The organism is Sediminibacterium roseum, from assembly GCF_009939005.1.
In the GTDB taxonomy this organism is placed as follows: domain Bacteria; phylum Bacteroidota; class Bacteroidia; order Chitinophagales; family Chitinophagaceae; genus Sediminibacterium; species Sediminibacterium roseum.
This window is the reverse complement of sequence record NZ_JAACJS010000011.1, coordinates 426430-438826: the sequence shown is the minus strand read 5'-3', so window position 1 is coordinate 438826 and position 12397 is coordinate 426430. Positions and strand designations below refer to the sequence as shown.

The following is a 12397-nucleotide window of genomic DNA, read 5'->3' as shown; positions in this document are numbered from 1 at the left end:
GCCCGTTTTTGAATAGATCGGCCGCCGCCAATGCATTCAATCAGTAAAAAGTACCACAAATGGATTGAATAATACCCGTTCCGGTGGTGTTTGCAGCGTAATTTTGTGTTTCAAAAAGATCAGATGTCAAAACAGGTACTCCCGGTTTACGATATATGTAATCTCGCAGATGCAAATCCTGCAGCTGAGATCATGGCCGACCACTTTACCCATTACCTCCAAACGCACCGTGATCTGTATTTCCCGCACAAACATTCTTTTTACCACCTGGTGTATTTCAAAAACGGATCGGGCAAACATTCGATCGATTTTGTGCCATTCAGCGTGCGGGCGGGACAGGTTTATTTTATGATCCCTGGCCAGGTACACACGTGGAATTTTGCCGGCGATCCCGAAGGGTACATCATCAATTTTTCCGAAAGATTCATACAGTCTTTTGTTACCGATGCGCGCTATCTTGAAAAATTTGCTTTTTTTTCAGGGATAGCCACAGAACAGTTGATCAACCTGCCCAAGAAAGAAAGGGAAGGCATTGAAATGATCTTTGAGAAAATATTGGAAGAACTGCATCACAAAAAAGAAAATGCAGACGACCTGGTGCGTGTTTTGCTCATCGGGCTTTTCATCAGGCTGGCGAGATGCCAGGAGCCGGATCACAAAGCGAAAACCGCGCCCTACAATTCTGTGTTGCTGAACAATTTCAGGAAGCTGGTTGACCAGCACTACAAAGAAAAGAAACTTACAAAAGAGTATGCCTCGCTTTTGTACGTCACACCCAATCACCTCAATGCATTGTGTAAAGATGTCACCGGCCGCCCGGCGGGCGAGATCATACGCGACAGGGTTTTACTGGAAGCAAAACGGTTGTTGACCAATGCGGGTCTTTCCATCGCCGGGATAGCGGCAGAACTCAATTTTGCAGACAACTCCTATTTCTCAAAATTCTTTAAGAAATATGAAGGCGTTACACCCGAGGTATTCAGGAAAAAAGTGCACGGGTACTGACCAATTGCTTATTAAAAACATTCACACCATGGTAATGCCATGGATAAAAAATAAAACCATGTTAACCATCACGCAAAACCCCAAAAAAAGCCCGCTCCGTTTGTTTGCCTGCAAATGCCCACGCTGCAGGGAAGGGGATATGTTCCGGAATAAAAATGCCTATGCACTCAAAGAAACCATGAAGATGAACCCTGTTTGTCCGGTGTGCGGGCAACCGCTCAACATCGAGGTCGGTTTTTATTATGGTTCGAGCTATATCAGTTATGCGGTAACCGTAGGTTTGAGCGCAGTAACATTTGCCGCATGGTTCTTTACCATCGGTTTTTCATTGTACGACGACAAGATCTTTTACTGGCTCGCGTTTAATGCGTTGCTGCTGGTTGTGTTGCAGCCTTATCTTATGCGTCTTGCACGAACCGGGTGGCTCGCCATTTTTGTTCGTTACGATCGCAACTGGAGACTGCACAAAGTAAAAATGCCGGAGCGTGTAAACGAACAACAGGAAAAGAACTGGTAATCATCCCAGGCGCAGTTCATTTCTCACTGCGCCGATCTTCAGGCGTGATACCGGGATGCGCGTTCCATCGGTCAGCACCAATTCAAATGCATTGCCGTCTTTGATGAGGCTGCGTATGTATTTCCTGTTAACGAGGTACGACTGGTGGCACCGTATGAAATGAAAGGGCGCGAGCTGCGCGTCGTAGGTGAACAGGCCGGCCGAAACCAGCAGCGGCTCTTTGCTTCCATCGTTCATAAAGAATTTTGTGTAACTGTTTGATGCTTCGCAGTAGGTTATATCACTTATGTCTACAAAGCGGATCTCCTTCATCAGTGGCAGGCCGATTCGCTTGCCGGCAACATCCGTTTCCCCGAGATGCGACAACAGGTTCGTGATCTTTTCAGCGGCCTGTTTTTTGGTGCTGCTTGTCTCGGCCTTGCGTACTGCTTCCACAAGCTCTTTGGGCTTTACGGGTTTTAACAGGTAATCGAGTGCGGAAAACTTGATGGCCTGTATGCCATAGGTGTCGAACCCGGAAACAAAGATCACTTCGAAATTGCAGTTGCCGATTTCCGACAGCATATCGAAGCCTGATTTTCCAGGCAATTGTATATCCAGGAAAACAAGATCCGGTTGCAGGTTGTTGATCAGCCTGCGGCCGCTGTCTGCATCAGCGCCTTCGCCTACTATGGCTATCTGCGGGCAATTCTTCTGCAACAGCGAGCGCAGTTGCACGGAGTTTCTTTTTTCATCTTCAATGATCACAGCTTTCATAACCAGTTTTTAAAATGAAAACGTACGCGGGTATTGTCTGGTAAATATTCTGTTTCGTAACCGATCTCATACTTATATAATTTGTGGAGCGAGCTGATGCGTTCTTTTGTAAATAAAATACCGTGCCCGGTTCCCTTTGTTTTTGGAAGATGTTTTTTGTTGCCGTTGTCTTTGATGGTGACCAACAGATCGTTTCCGTCGCGAAGCAGATGTATCGAAAGCAAACCGGTGTTCCCCATCCCCGAAACGCCATGTTTCACTGCATTTTCCACGGCGGGTTGCAGCAGCATGGGTGGGAACTCGATCGCGTCGGTATCAAGGGATGGATCCACATCGATCGAATAGCGGAAATCAAAACGCAGTTGTTCGATGCGGATGTATTTTTCGAGCATGGCGATGTCTTCCGTCAAACTCGTGAAAACGATATCGCCATTGCGCAGCGTATTGCGCATCATGTCTGAGAAATGCGCGAGGTACTCCGTTGCCTTTTCATTCTCGCCGGCGTGAACAAGTGCATCGATGGAATTGAGTGCGTTGAAGATAAAATGCGGGTTCAACTGGCTCTGCGCATTTCTCAATTGTTCCTCATCGCGCTGCCGTTTTTCCTTCTCATTGCGCAGGCGTGTTTTCCTGACCTGGAACGGTGTTACGATAAACAGCAAAACACCGCCCAGCACAAACATCGCCGTTGCCCAGGTCCGCTGGAACCAGAACGGCGCTACTTTTATTTTGTATTTTTTGATGGACGAAAGCCCATCGTATTTCATCTCCAGGAAAAAAGAATCGTTGGCGGGCAGGTTGGTAAGTGTAAGTAAATGCCCCGATTTCTTCCATGTTGTATCCGCTGGTTTGGCCGTGCCGCACAAACGGAAATGGATGCTCGAATCGTTGTTGAGCGAACGGGTTTTCAGGAGCAATTCAAGCCTGTTCCCCGCTTTCATTTCGATGGTGCTGCCAACGGGTTTGGCAAAGCCGTTCTGCATGATCCCCGTTTGTTTCAGTGCATTCGCGAGGATGGAATCCGTTGTACGGTCGTTGCCGCTCTTCTGCCGGTATTGTTGAATTTCCGGGGTGATCTCCTTTCTTTCAAACGCACATTGTTGTATGATCTCCGGCGCAGAAGCAAGGCGGAACTGCAAGGTAAGTTTTGAACCCGGTTGTAACGAAGTATCAACCAGCAAACAATTGAAAGGAAAATAGGAAGGCAATGAGAGCTGCGCCGGCAATTTTTTCCAGGCGCTTTTTGCGTTGCTGTCTATAAAAACGCTGTACAGCATTTCTGCGTGCCTGTTGCTGTGACCTGCATTGCTTACGATCAGGTAACGTTCGCTCACCGTTAATGTGTTTCTCGGCGCAAGCGCGATGCGGATCTTTTCCGAAATCACCTGCATCAACTCATCATTTACCAGGGTATCCACGTAGAGCTTCGATTCAACGGCCAGCGCCACTTTGGTCACATACGTTACCACCGGCACCTGCGCCGTGGTGCGCACCACCAGGAAAGTGAAGACCAGCAGGTATGATACGATCGTTTTCAATCAGGAACGGATAACCTGGTTTACGAATACACTCTATATGCAAACGCATACAAAGCGGATTACAACCGATGCAAAACAGGCCCACAAGCCTTTGTGATTTTGAACAAGATTCGTGTCAGCAACGATGATCAGCATTCGGGAGGAGTTGTTAAAAGATAAGATTTTTTATGAATATCTCCCGGCTCAAACCCATTTTTTAAGAAAAGGTGATTTCACGGTCGTTATTGCGGATAACACTTAAGACACTTAATAAACTTAAAAGACAAATTTGTCTCAAAACGACAGAAATGAAAACACCACACTTTTTCCTGGCACTTGCGGTGATCCTGTTATTCGGTGCCTGTAACAAAGACGCGATACGCAACCGCAACGTGGAACGCGCCGATTTTTTCACCGGCGAAAAGGATGCGCTTGCCAAAACACAAAAGTATGTGGATGGGTTTAAGAAAAACGAGATCATAGAAAAGATCCTCAGTGTTTCTTACATCGATTCCGAACACAAGAGCTATGCGTTTGTGTTCTACCGTTCCAATCTTGGCCCGGGCAGCGTGGTGATCGAACAGGAGTACAACGGCAACGAGGTGCTCAACAGCAAAAGCATCCGGTGTGAAGGAGAGTCGTGCCAATGCAAGGTACTATCTATCATCGACGACAGTGGACAGATCTACCTGGATTGCAGTTGTCCTTCGTGTTCAATGATCATCAGGTGAACTGCGGTTTGGGTGCGCAGGGATACAGTGGTGAAATCTGTTGACCCTGCGCTCATCAAACCCGTAATTCAATGCCTTGCTTCCAACGCCAAACTTTAAATCCAATCTCATGCGCCGTATTTCACAGATCATCGCCGCCATTTTCATTCTGGTGTTTGTATACACCGCTATCAGTAAGTTGTTGTCGATGGATGCATTCATCAAAGTATTGCATCAATCGGCTTTGCTGTCGCGTTTTGCGGGATGGGTAGGGTGGGGCCTGCCGTTCGTTGAACTGGTCGTGTCCGCTTTACTGGTGTTCCCCGAAACGCGGAAGGCTGGTTTGTTGATCTCTTTGGGGTTGATGGTTTTGTTCACGGCTTACATCGGGTGGATGATAGTGTATGAGCCAAAGTTACCGTGTTCGTGCGGTGGGGTGATCAGGTATATGAGTTGGCGGACGCATTTGGTGTTTAACAGCGTATTGATCGTATTGGCCATAACGGGTATCCGTACAATACCCAAGGGAGTAAGCTGAAAACCTGTAACAGAGTAAGCGCTATTGTATCAGCAAAGCTGTTGTTAAAAGCAGCACAGTTGGAACCGTATTTTTTTTAAACATTTTAAAACAAAGACCATGAAAAAGTATGTAACCGGCCTGGCCGCAGTTATTCTCGCCATCAGCGCAAGTGCGTTTACGAAGGCGACTGAAAAGAAGGAAGGGGAATTCTACCGCGATGGCGATGTGATTCTCCCGATCACCACCAATGGCCAGTGTCTTGAAGGCACTTCCAATTATTGTACTTACCATCTGAAAGAAGGTAAGGAACTGCCTACCACCAATCCTGATGATTTTGAAGGAGAGGGTCCTGTTGGGTTTTACTGGCAGCCATAGTGCAAAAGAGGGGTGTTTTTTACACCCCTCTTTTAGTTTGATCTTATGATTCGCGTGAGCCCATCCACATCCCGTGGTGCCGAATCGTTGTAAAGTATCTTCCCTTTCTGATTAACAATAACCAGGGTGGGAAAGGCTTTGATGCCAAATTTTTTTATCGCAGGATGCGTGTATTTTGATTGTGCGGTAAACAGGTTGATGATCGACGCAGAAGTATAAATGTCTTTTTTAATGCTTTCCATCCAGGTCTTTTTGATCTCATCATCTGCAATCGATAAAAAAACCAGTGTGGTATCGTGTGCCAGTTTTTCTTCTACCGCCTTTAACGCATTTTTGTAGAAACCGATACATCCCAGGCAGCCGGTATACCAAAAATCGATTACCACTTTCTTCCCACGAAAATCACTGAGCCTTCTTATTTTTCCGGAAGTATCCTGCAGCGCAAAATTGTAAGCCGTTGTGCCGCGCAAATAATTTTCGAGATAGAATTGTAATGGCTCTCTGCAGTAAGGTGTTTTGATCACTTTCAATGCTTCTTTCATTACCGAGTCTAATGATTCGATCCGGCTTGAGGCTTGAAGGATGAAAGTACAAAGCACCCTGTCACGGAGCGTTCCCTTCAACCTCTTAACGATTGCGGCGGGCTCCTTTTCAACTGTATGCAGGTTTGCATGCGCTACCGAGATCGATACCTGTGCATCGAGGTAGCCTTTCGAGATCACAGACACTTTACCGGGCATTGCGGAAGGAATAATGGCCTGGTTCAGAAAATACCGGCCCAGTTCGTGCGCAATGGCTTTGGCGCTGTCGGGTGACAACGCTGCCGATGAAATGGCCTTTGCATAGTTGTAGCTTGAATATTTCCACGTGGTTCGTAAACACGTAACATCTGCAAGCAGTATCGCATATTGTTCTGCCCTGATCAGCCGACGATAATCTTCCAAAAGCGCCAGCCGCGCATTTACATTTGAGTCCACATTTGCATAAGCCGCCCTTAGATAACCGGGATAGTCTTTTTGTGTTAAATACACGGTTGAGCGGGAGATCTTGTCGGCACGGGTATTGGCACGTAACCCAACACTATCCATTTCATAACGGCAAAGCATGGCTTCGGCGCCCCTGCCGGTAAACGAATAGGATTTGTAGTTGACCAGGTTCATGTTGATACTGTCACCAGGCATTGCGAGGTAATGTTCAAGAGCCGATACTTTTCGCCCCTGCTTGAATACAATGGTAAAGTAGACGGGGTTTTTGATGTTCCTGAATTCAAACCTGAAAGAGCCGTCCTCGCTGTGGTGTTGAAATTCCCTGTGTTTGAGAACGTACTGTTTCAATTCTCCAAAATAATGATCCCATACATGAATCTTAACCGTATCTCCCGGATTGGCCGTTCCGGCGATCTGTAAAGAAGTGTTGCTTAAAGTTGCCTTTGCCGGTCCGATCGTAAGTTGAAGGGCCAATGCAAACCATATAATACACCGCATAAAATGATTTTAGAAAGATGAATGATCAACGCACATTTTGTTCTATCCCGCTCAACCTGATCTCGATATCGGGTATCGGTAAAACATACCGCGCATCGTTTGGAGGAAGTGTGTACACCTGGTTATTGAGTATGCGGGTGAGTGTGATGGCATAGCGGCCATCGTTGTTCAATCTTCTCAGATCGATCCAGCGGAGTGTACCTGTGAACGGGAGTTCTTTTCTCCGTTCCGCAATGACCATGTCCAATGCTGCGTTTGCGTTTGCGGCAGTGAGTGGAGAAAAAGTATTGTTCCTCCATCTTTTACCAAGCAGTGTGTTGAGGTCCTGCATGGCAGCAACAATGTTGCCCGCGCGGGCGGCCGCTTCCGCGCGGATGAGGTATTGTTCGTTGATGGCAAGGCCATTGAAGATGGATAAACTTCCCGTATAACTTCCTTTGAATGCAGGTACGGAAGAATAAAGCATGGTCTTGCGAAGATCGTTCGATGCATAAGACCTGTACAATGTAGAATCAACGATCCCGTTCAATGTATTGAACGCCGATGTACTTCCCTTTGCATAGAAAATAACTTCAGGGTGATTCGGATACACCGGCATGGAATACGAAGCGGTGGTGGAAAGCGAGTTGAAGTCGATGAGTTTGTAGGGGCCCGACAATGCCTTGTCTGCATACAAACCTGCGTTTGCATAATCTTCCATGGACAGGCAAACCCTTGCGAGCAATGCATGAGCCGCAAATGTTGTGGGGCGTGTCTGGTACAATGCAGCCGCGGGGAGCAATGCCGATGCATCTTTCAGATCATCCGTGATCCTGCTGTACGTTTCTTTTACGGATGCGCGCACCGAACGCTCATTCACATCGGCGCTCAAACGCAGGGGAATGCCCAGGTCTGTATCAGCGCTTGCTGCCTTGAAGGGCTTTGCATACGTTGTTGCAAGATTGAAAAAAGCGAATGCGCGGTAAAACAGCGCGGAGCCCTTGCAATTGTCCCACGCAGCCTGGTTCTCCGGTGTACGCGCGATCTTTTGCAATCCTTCCAGTACGATATTGCAATATTCAACGCATACATAGGGCGACGACCAATCGTTGGCGTTCACGGATCCGGCGTAAAAATCGTCGGCTTTCCAAACGTATGCATTCTTTGCGTAGGTTACCTCTGCCTGCCATGTGTTGTAACTTACATAGTAGCAGTCTGAACCCAGCAATGGGCCGCCGGGGTGAAAATCGTTCATGTAATCGGGATAGTCGAGCAGGGCCTGGAGGTCCTTCAGGGTTTTGGGTGTAACATCGGACCGGTTTGATTTTACATCGAGCCATTCTTCCTGTTTTTTACAGGAGGATAAGACGATAAAACATGCTGCGAAAATTATGATCGTTCTCATTCGTTTTTATTTGTGTGATTAAAAATCTGCCCTGATGCCAAAGCTCAATGCAAAAGGTGCGGGGTAAAGGTTCGCTGAATTGTAATCGTTCATGTCCGGATCAATGCCCGCTTTGTTTGCTTTCCATAAGATCGCAAGGTTGGATGCGTACATGTACAGCTGCAGGTTGGCGAACGGTGCACGTTTCCATATTTGCCTGTCGATGTTGTAACCCAATCGCAGGTCCTGCAGGCGTATGTGATCGCCTTTTTCAACCAATGCTTCGGAATACTGGTAGAAGTTATTGCGCGCTGTATTGGCAGGGTAGGCGAGCGATGGCACATTCGTGTTCATTTCATCACCCGGTTTCTTCCATGCGTTGATGTAATCCGAATGCGCTGTGATGCCTACCACATCCGCGTAGTTCAGGCTGGTGGTGCTTCTTCTGAATACATAATCGAATTTATAGGTGATGTTAAACGAGAGGGATAGACGTCCATAAGAAAGGGTATTCCGCAGCGAGCCATACATACCCGGGCGGGCAGAGCCTTTGTAAGCAAGACTGTCTGCCGGCACATTCAACAGCGCCGTGTAGTCTTTGCTTTTTGTATCGCCGCGATAGCCAAGCGGGTCTCCGTTTGCGGGGTCGAGCCCTCCCCACCGGTAGGCATAAATGCCAAACAATGCGTTGCCCGGAACAGCGATCAGACTGCCATACGTATTTACAAGCGAGGCAGCGGTGTACTTTGTATCAAACGTAACGATCCTGTCTGAGGTCTTTGTAAACAGAACGTTCGCGTCCCATTTCAGTTTCGAATGGATGATGCGTGCATTGAGGAGTACATCTATTCCTTTTGTAAGGGTTGCCGCTGCATTCCCGTTGAAAGAAGTAAAACCCGTGGAAGGCGCGAGTGGCGCCGCTTCTATGAGGTCGGTCCCTTTTTTGCTGTACCAGTCGATGCTGCCGGAGACTATGTTGTTGCGTGTTGAAAAGTCGATCCCGATATTGGTGTTCTGTACTTTTTCCCAGCGCAGGCTGGGATTGGGCGGCGACGTAACCGTTGCATATTGTGCGCCCGTTAAACTGCTGGTTGAATAGCGTGCGGTTAAATAGGCGGAGGCATTGTATACATTGCCGTTGTATCCGAATGAAGCGCGCAGTTTCAGGTTGGGCAATTCGTCCAGGTGGTAGAAGTTTTCTTTCGAAACATCCCATCCCAAACCGAGCGACCACAATGGCGTGATCTTGTCGTTGATCTTTACCCCGAATAAGTTGGCGCCATCTTTTCTTCCGCTCGCTGAAAGGGTATACCTGTTGTTGTAGGTATAGGCTGCGTTGGCGTAATAGGAAATGTAACGGTTTACGGATCCTGTTTCAGCGCCGCCCGGCGATGGGATCACGCGTGTTCCGGAAGGAACAACGGGTAACGAGGTGCGGTAATCGATGTTGCTTACTACGGTTCCCAGCGCATCATCGTATCCATACAGGGTCTGTGCGTTGGCCACAACATCCACCTGTTTTATTTCAGCGCCGGCCAGGGCATTGATGGCATGAATCTTTTTGAATACACGGTCGAACTGCAGGTGTGCGCGCAGATTATCAGCAGTAAGCGCACGTGAAGAAAGGTTCAGCACACCGCCCTGCGGAACCATGTACACAAACGCACCGGTTGTTGCATTTCGCTGCGAGTACGTATTGATGAGATTGCGCGCATAGTAGGTTTCCGGTGCATAATAATTGCGGCCGTTTCTCAGCTGCGCCTCGTGCTGGAATTGTAGTTCGGCCGTTAAGCCAACAGGGAAACGGTAACGCGCACCCGCTTTCAGTAAGGTTTCCGTAAAGATCACCTTGGATTCGGCCAGGTTGAGCTCGTCGAGCATTTTGTAGGTCCAGTCCTGGTAACCGATGTTCTGTACACTGTCTATAAAAGAAGTCCTCAGGTCTTTGACCGTGCGCAACGGATTGCCGTTCGCGTCCGCAAATTTTGCATAAGGGTACAGTGCGTTGTTGTTGTAATACGAAACACCGGTTCCGCCCATCGACAAAAGATTGGAGTTGTCTGTCACGCTCCTTACCCAGTTGATGCCCGCGCTCAGCTCCAGGTTTTTTACGGGCATAATGGTAATGAGCGAATTGAGCGTAACGCGGTTGTACCCGTTTCTTACGAGTGGGTTTTCATTGTTGTCGTACCCCGCGCCGAGTGTGTAGGTCATCTGGTCGGATCCGCCGTGCATGTTGAGGGCGTATTGTTTCATGGCTGATTTCCGGTAGATGTATTGGCTGTAATCGTTTCTCACATCGTTGAGCGACAATGCCGCGATCTGCGCATCGGCATCGGCGGCGGTGATCTTCCCCGCACGTTGCAGGGCGAGTATTTCAACAACGGGGGTTAGCGCGGGGCGCGTGGTGGTATTGTTGATGCTGGCATCGTAAAACCCTTTTGAGAAGAGGAACTGTTCTGCTTCTATGTAATACCTGGAAGGAAGATAATTGTGGGTATAGAACAGGTCGGGTTTGTCATTGATGGTATAGGCGGCGGAAAAATCTATTTTCATTTTCCGGTTGTACGATCCTTTTTTCGTGGTGATCACGATCACCCCGTTGCCCGCACGCGCGCCCCAGATGGATGCGGCGGCGGCGTCTTTCAGGATGGTGACCGTTTCCACATCGTTCGGGTTGATGTTGTTGAGCTCGCCTTCGTAAGGGAAATTGTCAACTACAACCAGTGGCGTTGCCGAAGCGGCGCCCAGCAGGGTACTTCTCCCGCGTATGCTGAAAGGTTCATCGCTCACATTCGTACGATTGAAGAGAAGACCGCTGGTGATGCCATCCAGCCGGTCGAGGATATTGGTGGATACTTTCCGGTTCACCATTTCCTTGTTCACTATCGTAAACGCGCCTGTGGCCCTTTCCCTGGGTACCAGCTGGTAGCCCGTGCTCACCGTAACCTCGCCAAGGTCTGCAGAAAGCGGCTCGAGTATGATGCGGTGACCGGTTGTGTTTTGCGCACTCACGGGGAAACGCATCACAAGGAAGCCGGTATGTGATACAACAAGTGTATCGGGTAGTGTGACGGCAGCGAAATAAAAGTTACCTTTTGCCAGGGTGGTTGCGCGCAGTTTGCTTTTCGCGAGAAACAGGTTGGCGCCCTCAACGGGTGTGTTATCGGGCGAAACAACGGTTCCCGAGAGGGGCGTTGTTGTTTGTGCATAAGAGAGCATAGGGCATAGCAGGGCCCATAAGCAGAATGTACGGATCATTTGCAGTTGGTTTTTAAAATGGAAAAAACAAAAAAGGGTATGTGCGGCAGTGCACTATACCGGGTTCTTTGGTTTTTTGGCAAACTGTGTTTTGAGTAAACACAAGGCATTGCCATGCAGGCAAATGAAGGATGGATGGTTTTTCACAAAAAAAATAAGGCAACCGGGCCGTCCGTGTGCGGGCAGCAAATGCTGAGGGTAGGGAGGAAGAACCGCATTGTTGAATAACATAAAACTGTTTTTAAAAAGCCGGTTACTTTTTTCCAGTTGTTATTGGTAAGAGAAAACCGGGGGCTGTTTTCTCTTAGTGTTCCGCGCAGTTTACGGCCGGAACTATACAGGGCCAATTCGTAATGATCAACCGAAATGCCTGTCGTTTAACGACAAGGTATTTTCAAATATACCAATCTTTCCTATACATATATAGGAAAGAGCAAAAAATAATTTCGTTTTAGCAACATGGCGAAGCAGGAGCTGAAATCTAAGATCGATTGGTACATCGTGAACCGTGTACGGGAGATCCGTCTGGAGAAGAACATCACCCAGACCGAGATCGCTGTTCACCTGAAGCTGTCTGTCGGATTCATCGGCCATATCGAAAGCCCCAATTTTATCGCCAAATACAATACTTCCCATCTTAACCAGCTGGCCAAACTTTTTAAATGTTCCCCCAAAGACTTCTGGCCGGAAAAAGCTTTGTGAGCCCGCAGCCAGGTGTGTCTTTCTTCTCTGTTTACAGTCCCATAAGTGCAACCCTGCCTTGCATGCATATGCCTTACACGATACCATACATTCCATAAAAAATGCGTTTGTATAAAAATACAAACGCATTCTAATTCATTCATAGAGTATTAATACCTAGAAAAAACACTCTAAAATCATCTCCCTG

The 12397-nt window shown here is 47.9% G+C and carries 11 protein-coding genes; 6 read left to right on the top strand and 5 right to left on the bottom strand.

The annotated features are described in order from the left end of the window. Window positions 1-123: 123 nt before the first annotated feature. Window positions 124-1005, top strand: coding sequence for an AraC family transcriptional regulator (locus tag GWC95_RS07160; protein ID WP_161818004.1), 882 nt, complete (start codon window positions 124-126; stop codon window positions 1003-1005). Between the two features lie 34 nt (window positions 1006-1039). Further along, complete coding sequence (locus GWC95_RS07155) at window positions 1040-1522, top strand: DUF983 domain-containing protein (RefSeq protein WP_237722093.1); 483 nt, start codon at window positions 1040-1042, stop codon at window positions 1520-1522. On the opposite strand, the gene GWC95_RS07150 is transcribed toward GWC95_RS07155, so the two are convergent. Further along, window positions 1523-2278 (bottom strand): LytR/AlgR family response regulator transcription factor, encoded by a 756-nt coding sequence (locus GWC95_RS07150; RefSeq protein WP_161818003.1) that lies wholly within the window; start codon window positions 2276-2278, stop codon window positions 1523-1525. Continuing rightward, a complete protein-coding gene (locus GWC95_RS07145) occupies window positions 2275-3816 on the bottom strand; it encodes a sensor histidine kinase (protein WP_161818002.1) in 1542 nt (513 codons plus the stop codon). The genes GWC95_RS07150 and GWC95_RS07145 overlap by 4 nt, the downstream gene beginning before the upstream one ends. A 287-nt stretch (window positions 3817-4103) precedes the next feature. Here GWC95_RS07145 and GWC95_RS07140 point away from each other — a divergent pair, with 287 nt between their 5' ends. The 3 genes from GWC95_RS07140 (at window position 4104) to GWC95_RS07130 (ending at window position 5400) form a co-directional block, all read left to right on the top strand. Continuing rightward, entirely contained in the window at window positions 4104-4526 is a 423-nt protein-coding gene (locus GWC95_RS07140) for a hypothetical protein (RefSeq protein ID WP_161818001.1), read from the top strand. 109 nt (window positions 4527-4635) lie between these two features. Beyond that, entirely contained in the window at window positions 4636-5043 is a 408-nt protein-coding gene (locus GWC95_RS07135) for a MauE/DoxX family redox-associated membrane protein (protein ID WP_161818000.1), read from the top strand. A 99-nt stretch (window positions 5044-5142) separates the two neighbouring features. Continuing rightward, the gene (locus GWC95_RS07130; protein WP_161817999.1) at window positions 5143-5400 is read left to right on the top strand and encodes a hypothetical protein; all 258 of its coding nucleotides are present in this window, start codon (window positions 5143-5145) and stop codon (window positions 5398-5400) included. Between the two features lie 32 nt (window positions 5401-5432). Here the strand turns inward: GWC95_RS07130 and GWC95_RS07125 are convergent, their stop codons facing one another. Genes GWC95_RS07125 through GWC95_RS07115 form a run of 3 tightly spaced genes read right to left on the bottom strand, consistent with a single transcriptional unit; the run spans window position 5433 to window position 11508 of the window. Then, window positions 5433-6884, bottom strand: a complete 1452-nt coding sequence (locus tag GWC95_RS07125; RefSeq protein ID WP_161817998.1) for a TlpA family protein disulfide reductase — start codon at window positions 6882-6884, stop codon at window positions 5433-5435. Window positions 6885-6909: 25 nt separating this feature from the next. Continuing rightward, complete coding sequence (locus GWC95_RS07120) at window positions 6910-8268, bottom strand: RagB/SusD family nutrient uptake outer membrane protein (protein ID WP_161817997.1); 1359 nt, start codon at window positions 8266-8268, stop codon at window positions 6910-6912. An 18-nt stretch (window positions 8269-8286) separates the two neighbouring features. After that, window positions 8287-11508, bottom strand: coding sequence for a SusC/RagA family TonB-linked outer membrane protein (locus GWC95_RS07115; protein ID WP_161817996.1), 3222 nt, complete (start codon window positions 11506-11508; stop codon window positions 8287-8289). A gap of 459 nt (window positions 11509-11967) precedes the next feature. On the opposite strand from GWC95_RS07115, the gene GWC95_RS07110 reads away from it, so the two are divergent. Continuing rightward, complete coding sequence (locus tag GWC95_RS07110) at window positions 11968-12210, top strand: helix-turn-helix domain-containing protein (protein WP_161817995.1); 243 nt, start codon at window positions 11968-11970, stop codon at window positions 12208-12210. Window positions 12211-12397 lie beyond the last annotated feature (187 nt).

Excerpts from the sequence above, each read along its gene's own strand:
- GWC95_RS07160 (WP_161818004.1), top strand. The coding sequence starts at position 124 with ATGTCAAAACAGGTACTCCCGGTTTACGATATATGTAATCTCGCAGAT.
- GWC95_RS07155 (WP_237722093.1), top strand. The coding sequence starts at position 1,040 with ATGCCATGGATAAAAAATAAAACCATGTTAACCATCACGCAAAACCCC.
- GWC95_RS07150 (WP_161818003.1), bottom strand. The coding sequence starts at position 2,278 with ATGAAAGCTGTGATCATTGAAGATGAAAAAAGAAACTCCGTGCAACTG.
- GWC95_RS07140 (WP_161818001.1), top strand. The coding sequence starts at position 4,104 with ATGAAAACACCACACTTTTTCCTGGCACTTGCGGTGATCCTGTTATTC.
- GWC95_RS07135 (WP_161818000.1), top strand. The coding sequence starts at position 4,636 with ATGCGCCGTATTTCACAGATCATCGCCGCCATTTTCATTCTGGTGTTT.
- GWC95_RS07130 (WP_161817999.1), top strand. The coding sequence starts at position 5,143 with ATGAAAAAGTATGTAACCGGCCTGGCCGCAGTTATTCTCGCCATCAGC.
- GWC95_RS07125 (WP_161817998.1), bottom strand. The coding sequence starts at position 6,884 with ATGCGGTGTATTATATGGTTTGCATTGGCCCTTCAACTTACGATCGGA.
- GWC95_RS07120 (WP_161817997.1), bottom strand. The coding sequence starts at position 8,268 with ATGAGAACGATCATAATTTTCGCAGCATGTTTTATCGTCTTATCCTCC.
- GWC95_RS07115 (WP_161817996.1), bottom strand. The coding sequence starts at position 11,508 with ATGATCCGTACATTCTGCTTATGGGCCCTGCTATGCCCTATGCTCTCT.
- GWC95_RS07110 (WP_161817995.1), top strand. The coding sequence starts at position 11,968 with ATGGCGAAGCAGGAGCTGAAATCTAAGATCGATTGGTACATCGTGAAC.